The 10,289-nt window shown below is 62.9% G+C and carries 12 protein-coding genes and 2 pseudogenes; 4 read left to right on the forward strand and 10 right to left on the reverse strand.

Annotated features, from left to right (window positions below; all coding sequences use genetic code 11):
- The 4 genes from VHL31_RS11400 to VHL31_RS11415 form a co-directional block, all read right to left on the reverse strand.
- Nucleotides 1-330: hypothetical protein (locus VHL31_RS11400; RefSeq protein WP_329661335.1), on the reverse strand; the 330-nt coding region annotated here is incomplete at its 3' end.
- A gap of 275 nt (nt 331-605) precedes the next feature.
- Nucleotides 606-1,187 (reverse strand): substrate binding domain-containing protein, encoded by a 582-nt coding sequence (locus VHL31_RS11405; protein WP_329661346.1) that lies wholly within the window; start codon nt 1,185-1,187, stop codon nt 606-608.
- On the reverse strand, nt 1,147-1,329 hold the full coding sequence (locus tag VHL31_RS11410; RefSeq protein WP_329661336.1) for a hypothetical protein: 183 nt from the start codon (nt 1,327-1,329) through the stop codon (nt 1,147-1,149). The genes VHL31_RS11405 and VHL31_RS11410 overlap by 41 nt, the downstream gene beginning before the upstream one ends.
- 1 nt (nt 1,330) lies before the next feature.
- Nucleotides 1,331-1,537, reverse strand: coding sequence for a LysR family transcriptional regulator (locus VHL31_RS11415; RefSeq protein WP_329661337.1), 207 nt, complete (start codon nt 1,535-1,537; stop codon nt 1,331-1,333).
- A gap of 92 nt (nt 1,538-1,629) precedes the next feature.
- Here VHL31_RS11415 and VHL31_RS11420 point away from each other — a divergent pair, with 92 nt between their 5' ends.
- Nucleotides 1,630-2,088, forward strand: coding sequence for a cupin domain-containing protein (locus tag VHL31_RS11420; RefSeq protein ID WP_329661338.1), 459 nt, complete (start codon nt 1,630-1,632; stop codon nt 2,086-2,088).
- A 519-nt stretch (nt 2,089-2,607) separates the two neighbouring features.
- Entirely contained in the window at nt 2,608-3,681 is a 1,074-nt protein-coding gene (locus VHL31_RS11425) for an FAD-binding oxidoreductase (RefSeq protein WP_329661339.1), read from the forward strand.
- Here VHL31_RS11425 and VHL31_RS27145 read toward each other — a convergent pair.
- Nucleotides 3,678-3,884, reverse strand: a complete 207-nt coding sequence (locus VHL31_RS27145; protein ID WP_422653674.1) for a hypothetical protein — start codon at nt 3,882-3,884, stop codon at nt 3,678-3,680. The genes VHL31_RS11425 and VHL31_RS27145 overlap by 4 nt on opposite strands.
- A gap of 563 nt (nt 3,885-4,447) precedes the next feature.
- Nucleotides 4,448-6,250: a glycoside hydrolase family 15 protein gene (locus tag VHL31_RS11435; protein WP_349262414.1), complete on the reverse strand. Its 1,803-nt coding sequence runs from the start codon at nt 6,248-6,250 to the stop codon at nt 4,448-4,450.
- A 132-nt stretch (nt 6,251-6,382) separates the two neighbouring features.
- Here VHL31_RS11435 and VHL31_RS11440 point away from each other — a divergent pair.
- Together VHL31_RS11440 and VHL31_RS11445 are read left to right on the forward strand one after the other, a co-directional pair.
- Nucleotides 6,383-6,557: pseudogene (locus VHL31_RS11440) on the forward strand (transposase); the annotation flags it as partial.
- Between the two features lie 239 nt (nt 6,558-6,796).
- Nucleotides 6,797-7,765 (forward strand): substrate-binding domain-containing protein, encoded by a 969-nt coding sequence (locus VHL31_RS11445; RefSeq protein ID WP_329661341.1) that lies wholly within the window; start codon nt 6,797-6,799, stop codon nt 7,763-7,765.
- Nucleotides 7,766-7,955: 190 nt separating this feature from the next.
- Here VHL31_RS11445 and VHL31_RS11450 read toward each other — a convergent pair whose 3' ends face one another.
- From VHL31_RS11450 to VHL31_RS11465, 4 genes and pseudogenes are all read right to left on the reverse strand, one after another.
- Nucleotides 7,956-8,456: a hypothetical protein gene (locus tag VHL31_RS11450; protein WP_329661342.1), complete on the reverse strand. Its 501-nt coding sequence runs from the start codon at nt 8,454-8,456 to the stop codon at nt 7,956-7,958.
- 461 nt (nt 8,457-8,917) lie between these two features.
- On the reverse strand, nt 8,918-9,277 hold the full coding sequence (locus tag VHL31_RS11455; RefSeq protein ID WP_329661343.1) for an SWIM zinc finger family protein: 360 nt from the start codon (nt 9,275-9,277) through the stop codon (nt 8,918-8,920).
- A gap of 143 nt (nt 9,278-9,420) precedes the next feature.
- Entirely contained in the window at nt 9,421-9,756 is a 336-nt protein-coding gene (locus VHL31_RS11460; protein WP_329661344.1) for a hypothetical protein, read from the reverse strand.
- A gap of 46 nt (nt 9,757-9,802) precedes the next feature.
- A pseudogene (locus VHL31_RS11465) lies at nt 9,803-10,289 on the reverse strand (hypothetical protein); the annotation flags it as partial.

The following is a 10,289-nucleotide window of genomic DNA, read 5'->3' on the forward strand; positions in this document are numbered from 1 at the left end:
CCAGCTGCCGCGGACCAGGCGACCATAGCCGGTCGCCGTGTTCGTGCCGAAGATGTGCTGCCACTGCTTGGCGAACTCGGCGCGGTAGACGGGCCTCCCGGCATCATCGACGCGATAGTCCAGCGACATCATGTTGCCGGAAGCAAATCGCATCTCGACCGGCAGCTGAGCCAGCACATGACGCACCGACGGTGCATAGGTGCGCCAGTACAGATCATCCGGACTGTATTGCCGGCCGCACCGAGGAGACGTTGCCGCCTGCCCCATGTCCGAAAGTCCTGCTTGCAGCGCCAGCGCGAACGTGAGTGCTACAAGGAACCTCTTGAGCATCGTCTACTCCAAGAATGTTCTGCTGGACTCGAACTTTTTGACGCGATGCAGGCACGTCAGGCCAAGGCTAGACCACGGCGGCGCCGGCAGTTTTAATGCTCACCGAATGGTGCGAACAGCTCTAAGTTCAAGCACGCCCAATTCTGCTTTAGGAAAGTTCCGGTCTATGGGAGCGAGAGTCACCGTCTCTCCTTCCGGTCAGGCGCTTCTCCGCAGGCGTCGATAGCCACTTGGCCGAATTGCCGGCACCCGGATCGCGCTTTCCTGTTCAAGAATCATCGCGGAAGGCCGCGGGCATGTAGTCCTCTGGCAACATGGTCGACAAAGGCTCTTACCTTCGGCGTCGTCAGTCGGTTGGTCGGATAAACGGCGAAGATGCCGCTCATTGGCGTCTCCGTCTCAGGCAAGACGCGCTGCAGCTCGCCGGAGATCACGGCATCTGTCACCGCCCAGTCCGGTATTGCTACCAGACCGATTCCACTCAGCGCCGCGGTGCGCAGCGACTCGGCGTTGTCCGTTAGCAGTACCGGTCGTACCGACACTGTGTCTGCGCCGAGCCGCCACGTATCACGCCAAGCAAGGGGGCTGCAGCCGACACAACGATGCTGAGCAACCTCCCTTGCAGTGCTCGGGATGCCGTGCCGGGCGAGATAGCTGGGCGAGGCGACGATGAGGACACGGGAAGTCGCAAGACGCCGCACAACCAGGCCCGGCGCTGGCGCCTCCGCCACGCGGATCGCCAGGTCAAACCCGTCTTCCACCAGCCGTGCCACGCCCGGCGTCTCAACCAGCTCGATGTTGACTGCAGGATGAGCGTCAAAGAAGGATCGCGAGATCCGGCACCAGGTGACGAGCAGTGAAGCACTCGGGAGCCGCCACGCGTAGCCGGCCCGCTGGCACCTCCTGCAGCGCCTGCGCCTCCAGGCGCGCAGCTTCCTCTTCCTGCAGGAGGCGGCAGCAGCGGGCGTAGAAGGCGTGGCCTGCTTCAGTGGGCTGCACCTTACGTGTGCTGCACCTTACGTGTGCTGCGGTCCAGGAGGCGCACGCCCGGCCGTTCCTCCAGCGCGCGCACCGTTTCGCTCACCGACGATTTAGCCGTCTGCAACCGCTCGGCCGCAGCCGTGAAGCTGCCCGCCTCCACTACCCGGACGAATGTCTCGATGCCGAAGAGTGCTGGCATGGCGCCATTGTTCGCCCAGGCGAACATGCTGTCCACAACAAGCAGCTGCCGAATCGCCGGCTGCCCCGGCAATGTCATGGCACGGCTTACGTGCCGGATCGAATGGAGGAAAGGGAGCTATGGTGGATGTATTGGACGTGAAGCTCAACAAGCTGGCGACTGGTGCAGGTGAGGTACTCCGTGTGTTCGGTGCGATCATGATCGTGAAGGCGGATCCTGCCGAGCTTGGTATCTTCCTGGGCGAACACGCGATTCCACCAGGCTACGTCGTCCCGCCACACATTCACGCCGATGAGGACGAAATCTTCTATGGTCTGGAAGGCGAGCTGACCCTGATGGATCCCGATGGCGAGCGTACGCTTCTCCCGGGCGAGACGGCCCAGCTTCCGGCGGGGTCGCGCCATGGCTTCCGCAACGACACGACGGATCAAGTCCGCTTCCTGGTCATTGCCCGCCCCGGGCTGCAGGCGGTGGAGATGTTTCGCCACTTCGATCGCGCGGGCTGCGCTGATCCTGAAGAACTGACACCGCAGGAGATCGTGGCGATCTGTGGGCAGGACGGCGTCCGGATGGGATGACTGCCGAAAAGGAGCGGCAGAGGCCTGGCCCAACTGCAGCATTCTGGCCTTCCATAAGTGCGGCTTGTGCCGGGGCATGACCGCCCAAGCGGCGATAGTGGCACCCTTGTCCAGGAGCTTTGTCGGCGGCTGGTGCAGGCGACCGGGAGCATGATGCGCCGGGCAGGAGCAGACGAACTGGTCGACCTTGCGCCGCCTCGGCCGGACGTGGCACGGCGCCTCCAATGCCGGCGCGCCTGCGCTAAAAAGGGCATCATGGTACCGTTGATCCTCGATCGCGTGCTCTGCCAGCTTGTCCACAAGCTGCCGGGCGTCGGCGGGACGGTCGCCGAACCTGCAAGCCCTTCTGGAGCACCATCGGCCGCCTGTTCGGTGTCGCCAGCGTGCTGGCGCGATCACCGGTCGCAGTATCGGTGCCGATCCCTCATGTAAGCGACAATCTGCACGGATCAAATCCGCTCGTCGTCCCTCTAAAGCCTCCCGGCCAGCCGATCCTCAGGTCAGGAAGACCAGAAGAACATGAACAGCAGACCGCGGATCATCGTCGTCGGGGCCGGGATCATCGGAGCTTCGATTGCCTGGCATCTGTCCAAGGCGGGTGCATCGGTGACGGTGATCGGGGCGAGCGGAGCCGGCGGCGTGGCGACCCCGAATTCGTTCGCCTGGATCAACGCGAGCTGGGGCAACCCGGAGCCCTATTTCCGGCTGCGGGTGCGCTCGATGGCCGCGTGGCGGCGGTTGGCGGAGATGGTACCTGGCCTCCCGCTGACGCAGACCGGAGGGCTTCGCTGGGATCTGCCGACGGATGAGATGGAGTCCTATGTCCGGCAGCACGGCGGCTGGGGCTATGGGATCCGCAAGGTCAGCCGGGCTGTGCTGCTGCAGATCGAGCCGAATCTGGCCGACCCGCCGGAGATGGCGTTGCACGTGATTGAGGAGGGTGCAGCTGAGCCGCGTGCGGCTGCGCAGGTCCTGCTGGCAGATGCTGAGCGGAACGGGGCACGGTTGCAGCTGAACAGCCTGGTCCTGGAACTGATCCAGCAAGGGAGCCGGACCGTCGGCGTGCGGACCGAGGCCGGATTCCTGGCCGCCGACGAGATCGTGCTCGCTGCGGGCGGCAGGACGGCGGAGCTGGCGGCAACGGCCGGGATCCAGGTGCCGCTGTCCATGCCACCAGGTATCCTGGTCTATACCAAGCCGCATGCTCGGTTGATCAACAGCGTGCTGGTATCGCCAGGCTTGGAGTTGCGGCAGACGGTAGACGGACGAGTGATCGCCAGCGCAGATTTCGGCACGGGCGACCAAGTCCGGGGAGCCGGAGCGGTAGCGCAGGATCTTTTCGCCAAAGTCACGGCGATGCTAGAGGGCGCCGACGACTTGGTGTTCGACCACCATCTCATCGGCTATCGGCCGATGCCCAGCGACGGCTTTCCGATCGTCGGTCGGGCGAGAGGGCATGACGGGCTTTACGTTGCCGTCACTCATTCCGGGATCACGCTGGCACCGGCGATCGGAATGTTCGTGGCCGAGGAGATCCTGCTCTGCCGCCGTGATCCGTTGCTTTCACCTTACAGCTTGGCACGGTTCGCTTAGAGGTCCGGGTTGGAGATCCACTGGCAGAAGCGAGCGACGCTGGTGAGAACGGCATCTGTGCTCTTGATCCAGACGAATGGCCTTGGGGCCTGGTTCACGTCCTTGATGTAGCGTCGGATCACCTCCTCCGACGCCTGAGTGCTGGTGAACACGCTGCCCTCGAGCCGCCGCCGGGTCAGCAGGGCGAACCAACAATCGACCAAGTTGAGCCATCCATGGGCAGGAGGCCATGGATCCGATCTCCAAAGAAGCGGCAGGCAGGAGATTGTCGAGGGAGGCCCTGGTCAGGGTGAAGTGCATTCCTCTTTGCGTGAGCGCGATCAAGCGCTCCGCGGCTTGATCGATGATCTGCCTTGGTGCACCGGAACAAGGTACATCGACCAGGCCTTCCAGGCGATGCAGAGCAAAACGCCGTCGCCACATGGCCACCGCTGGCCGGCTCACCCCCAGTGCCCTGGCTACCCCGAGATAGTGGCCTCCAGCTCGACACGAGCAAGCTCAAGCCAGCGCCTGTCCCACCTTGCGGCGTCGGATCAGATCCTCCAGCGCCCCTCGCTCGACCGATGTCAATTCAAGGACAATGGCCTTCGGCCCATGAGCCATGGCAGCCTCCCAAACCAACGGAGCTACCATCGCCCACCTCATCTAAACTGCAAGCTGACACAGACCACCAGGCGAAAGAACCTTCAGATCCCGTTGAGCGGCCGCTAACGTTTATCGACCCAGTGACGAGCACCTGTGGCTGATGCTTCTCCACTCCTGCTAGCTACTCACAGTGCGACCGCTGCTCGGCGGGACCGATGTTCGCACGAGCAAGATTGAGTGCCGTACTGATCAGGGCCAGATGAGAGAAGGCCTGAGGAAAGTTGCCAAGCTGCCGCTTTGCCCGGGGATCATACTCTTCCGCCAGTAGACCGATGTCGTTGCACAGCGCCAGCAGCCGCTCGAACAGGGCGCGTGCCTCCTCATGCCGACCCTGCAGCTCATAATTGTCAGCGAGCCAGAAGCTGCAGGCGAGGAAGGCTCCTTCGCCAGGTGGGAGACCATCGTCCGTCTTGCCGCTGTCGTAGCGCAGCACGAGACCGTCCACCATCAGCCGACGCTCGATCGCAGCGACCGTACCGCGAACACGCGGATCGTTGGCCGGGAGGAAGCCCACCAGTGGCAGGAGCAGGAGGCTCGCGTCGAGCGTCCTCGATCCATAGGCTTGCACAAAGCTGCCGATCTCAGGATCGTAGCCTTGCTCGCACACCTCCCGATGGATCTTGTCCCGCAACTCGCGCCAGTGCTCGACCGGTCCGCTGACACCAAATTCCTCGACACTGCGGATCGCCCGGTCAAATGCCACCCATGCCATGACCTTGGAATGGGTGAAGTGTTGCCGCCCGCCACGTACTTCCCAGATGCCCTCGTCCGGCTGCGTCCAGATCTTCTCCAGGTGCTCCACGAGCGCGCATTGCAGTGACCAGGCCTCACCACCGCTCGCCAAGCCGGCATGCCTGGCTTGGTAGAGCGCATCCAGGACCTCGCCATAAACGTCGACCTGGAGTTGGTCATAGGCTGCATTGCCGATGCGGACCGGGCGTGAGTCCGCATAACCGGGCAGCCAATCGAGTTCCCATTCCCGGAGTTGGCGCTCACCTGCAAGGCCGTACATGATCTGCAACTGCGATGGGCTACCGGCGACCGCGCGCAGCAGCCACTCCTGCCATGCCTGCGCTTCTTCCAAGAAGCCCGCCTCGATCAAAGCGAGCAGGGTGAGCGTGGCATCGCGGAGCCAACAGAACCGATAGTCCCAGTTGCGTGGACCGCCGATCTGCTCGGGCAAAGACGTCGTAGCGGCGGCGACGATGCCCCCAGTGGGCGCATATGTAAGCGCCTTCAGCGTGATCAACGAACGCCGCACTGCCTCAGGCCATGGGCCCACGTAAGTGCATTGGCTGGACCATGCTCGCCAGAAGATGTCGGTCTCCGTCAGCGCAGCTTGTGCATCGACCGGCAGCGGCGACATGAGATGAGAGGACGAATAGGTCAGCACGAAGCTCACCTCCTCGCCAGCACTCACGATGAATTCGCCTACAGTGCTTAGATCCTTACCCTCGAGTGGCACCGTCGTGTTGAGCACGACCATGTCCGGTCCGGCGATGGCGCGCAGACCGCCTTTCTCAAGATGGGTCACCCAGGGTACGGCAGAGCCATAGTCGAAGCGCAGGGTCAGCTCGGTGCGCATTGCCACCTGTCCGCGCCGGCCGATCACGATGCGCACGAGATCTGATGCCGCACTGCGCGGGGGCATGAAGTCGATGATCGTGACGGCGCCGTCGGTCGTCTCGTAGTCCGTCTCTAGGATCAGGGTGCCGCCTTCAGTGTACCGGCGCGAGACACGCGGCGTGGCATCGACGGGGGCGAGCAGCCAGCGTCCATGTTCCGGCCCTCCAAGGAGTGCTGCAAAGCAGGCGGGGCTGTCGAAACGTGGCCAGCACAGCCAGTCGATCGAGCCGTCGCGTGCTACCAGCGCCGCGGTCTCGCAGTCGCCGATCAGGGCGTAGTCCTCGATGCGGGAGGGCAAGGCTCGATACTCCAGGAGCGTGAAGTCGCCAGTGACCTCCTCCTGGCACTGCTGTAGCTGCTTCATGTGTGAACGTCATCCGCTCAGCAGTTCCTCGACTGAGACGGGCCCGACCACTTCTGAGACTGGCGCCAGCGCGCCACGGTGGCCTACAACCTGGCCAACTTCGTGCGCTCACTCGCGTTGCCCCGTAGGTGGCGCAATGGTCATTGGCACGCTGCGCGAGAAGCTGGTGAAGATCGGCGCCCGGATCGTGCGCCACGGTCGTTACGTCGTGTTCCAGCTGGCCGAGGTGGCGTTGCCGCGGCCTGACGGGAGCGAAGCGATGAGGCCGGCGGAGCCGAGGGGGAGCCGTGGCCCGAGATCGGCCAGCACGGCGAAGACAGCCCGAACCGGCCTGCGGACTGTGGTTCAGCGGCTCTTCCTCACCCGAGACGCGCCGGACACACCCTCCCGTTGACCAAGGACCAACTGGGGAGCAGGCTCTCGGGTATCGACCGAGCCCATCCGGGAATATCGGTTGAGAAGATCAGGAAGGATCTAACCATGAAGCCGGTCAACGCGCTTCTTTTTGCGGCCGCCGCAGCCATGCTCGGCACCATGGTCGCGCCGTTATCAGCAGACGCGGCCGACAAGGTCTTTGCGCTTGTGCCGAAGAACATGAACAATCCTTTCTTCGACCAGGCACGTGACGGCTGCATGAAGGCAGCAGAAGAGATCGGCGGGATCGAGTGCTACTATATCGGCCCTGGCGAGCATGGTGGCGGTGACGAGCAGTTCCAGATGGTCCAGGACCTGATCGCCAAGGGCGTGGACGGTTTGGCTGTCTCCGTGTCGAATGCTCCGGCGATCGCCAAGGCCGCAGCAGCTGCCAAGGAAGCCGGCATCCCGGTGGTAACCTGGGATAGCGATCTGCTGCCGCGCGATCAGGCCCTGCGCGCTACTTATATCGGCACGGTGAACACCGAGATCGGCAAGGAGATCGGTAAGCGCTTGATCGCGCTCAAGCCGGACGGTGGCACCTATTGCATCCAGAGCGGTGGACCGGCGGCGGTTAACATGAATGAGCGGATGAAAGGGATGCTCGACACGCTGCCGGCCGATAAATGGACTCAGGTGGCGGGCTGTCCCCTGTACAACAACGACGATTTTCCGCTTTCCATCGTCCAGATGACCGACATCCTGGCAAAGTATCCCGACCTGGATGCGATGCTGAACGCAGGCGGCGCGCCGCAGATGCTGCCGGAGGCCTATCGCCAGCTGACCTCCCGCTACGAGGATCGCATCAAGTCAGGCGAGCTGGTCTTGCTGTTCGTGGAAACCATGGACGTGCAGATGGGCTTCCTGAAGGACGGACTGAGCCATGGGCAGGTCGGGCAGCGGCCCTATGAGATGGGTTACCGAGCCATCTACACGCTGAACGACGTCGTAAGCGGCAAGACTGTGCCGGACCCTATCACGGTGGGTCTTGATGTCTGCACGCCAGAAACGGCCGACAGCTGCAAAACGAAGTAAACCGAGCTCCGTCCCGGCCGGGTTTTGCGGCCGGGACGATCGGCGTCTCTCTGACCCGGCAGTAGCATGGGAGCCGGCTACCTTCGGGTGGCCGGCTCCTTTTAAGCTTCCACCGCCGCCAGAACACTTACTCCAAAAACAAGCACGCCACCCGAAGGCGGCGTGCTTAGCTTCTCCGGTAGCGCTACGGCTAGGCGCGAAGCAGTTGGTTGAAGCGGGTGCCTAGCCCCAACCCTTGGCCACGGGTGTTTGGGTCGTTCAGGCCGCGCAGCCGAAGAAGTGCTATAAGCCCAAACATCGGGGCGAAAAAGATCACGACAAAGAGAGCAGCTACAACGGCCGCAGGACTATTCGCGAGAATGCACACGACCCGACGCACGCTTGTAGCAAATTGATGATCGTCCAGTGGCTCTCCAGGAGCGCCCTTCCGCCCGACTGCCAGGTCGTACGCTGCCAGCGCCGTAACCTCGAGTAGCGCCCCGCAGACCAACCAGGCCATTCGACCAGAGTACAGCGAGTAGATCGACACCGTGCGGTCTGGGGGATCATCCAGTCCGTCGTCCTCTTCCTCCCAGGCTTTGACAACTCGAAGACGGGTGGGCTCGGTAAGCTTGATGAGGCCAAGCCCGATCGCCTCGTACAGAGCGACGGAGCCGGAAGCGATGAGGATTGCCAGCAACCCCTCACTCATGTCGTCTCCTCCGTTTGCGCCTCTTCCTTGGCTGGTTGAGCTGAAGTTCGAACTGTTGGCTGGATCCCGCAAGATCCTTTCGAAGCCTACGATTATCGTACTCCAGACGGGTGATCCTAAACAGCGTGTCCTGATGATGCCACCGAATATAGGTTGTCCAGCAGACAAAAGCGACGCCTATGCAGATCGCGACAGGCTCGTCTATCAGAGCAGCCCATAACATGCCTGAGACATGTATGAAGAGATCCCATAATCCCCAATCCTCAGCTGCATCCTGAGCACTTCTGATCGTCGCCAGAATCCCGGCGATTGTGTAAGCGCCAACAAGAGCGGACACGAGGTTGCGAATAATCCGCTTTGCGAACTCGATCAGCTGACGGCGAGTACGCTGCCTGGGCACTTCAGGGCCGCGCATCCTGTTGGAGAGCTTTGCGCCCTCTGCCTCGGCCACTCCATGCAGCTCACCCATCGGCAACCCGGTTGTTGAACATCGCGTCGGTAAGCTTCTTCTTGGCCTTGTCGAGGCGGCGCTTGGCAGTGTCGTGGATCTCGGCGGCTTCTGTGAACTCGTCGAGCGCAACCTTCAGTCTGCTGCCTGCCAGGTGAGGGAGGATGAGGGCCAGCTCGTGGCTGTTCTTGCTGGCAAGGTCAGAAACGCCCCCTGTCAGGAGCGACACTCGGTGCTTGCAGTAGCTGCCATTCGGTCCCGCCTGGCAGGTGCAGGTCGTGAACAGGACGCCGTTGTCGAGGTCGAAACGGATCCGGTATTCGTCCCCTTTGCTGCCGAGCACCACAAACTGACATAGATGCTTACTTCTCATGCTCGCCCCTTCTTGACGTGGGGCTGAGGGCCTATGTTCACCTGTTGCCGGATACCCTGAGCATCTCATTTGGCAGCGTCAACGCTCAAGGCCGTGGTTCTTCAGGTGGTCTGGCTGTTTGAGGAGAAGGAAAGCTTAGGAGCTCAGGCTTCGGCCGCTGAAGGCGCCGCGAGCTTCCCCAACCGCTCCGCATACACCTGCAGCCTGAGCCGCGAGAGCTGGGGGCGGAGGTCGCTGATCACCTGCTCCCGGATGTCGCTGATGAGATCGTCGATGACATGGACAGCAGTCACATTCGCTGTATGCGGCGCCTTCGGTAGCTCACGCAGGCAGCCGACGATGGCCGCTAATAATGCGCATGTCTCTGGACAGGCGTCCTGCTCGGCCCGGCGCTGCCAGCTGCTGAGGAGCGCAGCGGTAGCTGGGTGAATGGCCTGACGCTCAACCAGGATAGCGGGAAGAGAAGGCAGCGGGTCCATCGTCATCTCCAGCCAGAAGCCTCAGGACTGTGCCAGTTAGCCATGATCAACGTGCGACGGCGGCAGCCTGGTACTCCGGATCGTCTGGCTCGGCCTCGGATAGCTCTGCCAGAGCTTGGACTACCGCAGCTTCGAGCAGGCGTTGCGCCACTGCGGGATCTTCCGGACACAAGAGTGGGGCCAGCTTTGGCGGCATTGCCATGAGGCGATTGCGCACGGCGCTGTAACAGCGTTCCAGCTCCACTCCGACATCCTCGATCGCCACGACCTCGCCCCGCTGCCGAGCCAGCTCCAGCTCAGCCAGCTGCGCTTCAGCCGCCACCTTGCGCTGGCGCGCCTCGTCGAAGTCGATGCGCCGGCGGTCGTCCTGGATGGCGAACAGGACGCGGATGGCTTCGGGCAGCAGCCACCGTGGGCTGCCGTCTGGAGCCACGCTGTGTGGGGTCGCCAGCGCCAGCCTCTTGGCCACCGTCCGCCGGTCCAGGCCGAGCTCCGCAGCCAGGCCGTTCACCGACCAGGCTCTCTGGGTCATG

Source organism: Geminicoccus sp., from assembly GCF_036263595.1.
Classification (GTDB): Bacteria; Pseudomonadota; Alphaproteobacteria; order Geminicoccales; family Geminicoccaceae; genus Geminicoccus.

Bases quoted from the DNA above. Each gene is read 5' to 3' on its own strand.
- VHL31_RS11415 (WP_329661337.1), bottom strand. From the start codon at position 1,537: ATGTTCGCCTGGGCGAACAATGGCGCCATGCCAGCACTCTTCGGCATC.
- VHL31_RS11420 (WP_329661338.1), top strand. From the start codon at position 1,630: ATGGTGGATGTATTGGACGTGAAGCTCAACAAGCTGGCGACTGGTGCA.
- VHL31_RS11425 (WP_329661339.1), top strand. From the start codon at position 2,608: ATGAACAGCAGACCGCGGATCATCGTCGTCGGGGCCGGGATCATCGGA.
- VHL31_RS11445 (WP_329661341.1), top strand. From the start codon at position 6,797: ATGAAGCCGGTCAACGCGCTTCTTTTTGCGGCCGCCGCAGCCATGCTC.
- VHL31_RS11450 (WP_329661342.1), bottom strand. From the start codon at position 8,456: ATGAGTGAGGGGTTGCTGGCAATCCTCATCGCTTCCGGCTCCGTCGCT.
- VHL31_RS11455 (WP_329661343.1), bottom strand. From the start codon at position 9,277: ATGAGAAGTAAGCATCTATGTCAGTTTGTGGTGCTCGGCAGCAAAGGG.
- VHL31_RS11460 (WP_329661344.1), bottom strand. From the start codon at position 9,756: ATGGACCCGCTGCCTTCTCTTCCCGCTATCCTGGTTGAGCGTCAGGCC.